Annotated in this window: 1 pseudogene; it reads right to left on the minus strand. The window is 43.8% G+C overall.

Annotation, left to right across the window (positions count from 1 at the left end):
• Positions 1–528, minus strand: a pseudogene (locus AB4486_RS24500) (lauroyl-Kdo(2)-lipid IV(A) myristoyltransferase); the annotation flags it as partial.

The raw sequence follows: 528 nt of genomic DNA on the forward strand, positions 1-528 counted from the left end.
TTCCAAGTCCAGGTAAGGTTGCTTTTTCAGTCGCAAAGAAGTCTGAGAATACACTTTGCTCTGGGCCATGGTCTTGATCTGGCAGGTAATATCCCAAGTAGCCATCTTTGACTGATTTGATAAAAGGTTTAATGCCGCCACTGCGATCATAAACTCGCCCGCCATACTGAACTCTTTGCTTGTGCATGAGCCAATCGGTCAGAGGGTTTTTCTGGCTATTTGCCATCGCAGAAACGGGTAAGCCTCTTGAAGCTAAAAGGATAGCCGGAATGTCGATGCACCAAGAGTGAGGTACGAGCAAAATAGCACTTTGATTGTCTTTTTGCAGCTGCTGTAAGTGTTCTAATCCAATGATTTCTGAGTGTTTTTCAAGCCAACGTTTACTGCGTAATGATATGGCAGGAAAACCAAGTAAAAAGGCACCAGCAGTTGTTAGGCAATTGGTTAGAATAGTTTCACGCTCTTGAACAGACTTTTCTGGAAAACAAAGCGCGAGGTTTATACGTGCCTTTTGTACTGATCCACGTT

It is taken from the genome of Vibrio sp. 10N.222.55.C6, assembly GCF_041473395.1.
In the GTDB taxonomy this organism is placed as follows: domain Bacteria; phylum Pseudomonadota; class Gammaproteobacteria; order Enterobacterales; family Vibrionaceae; genus Vibrio; species Vibrio crassostreae_C.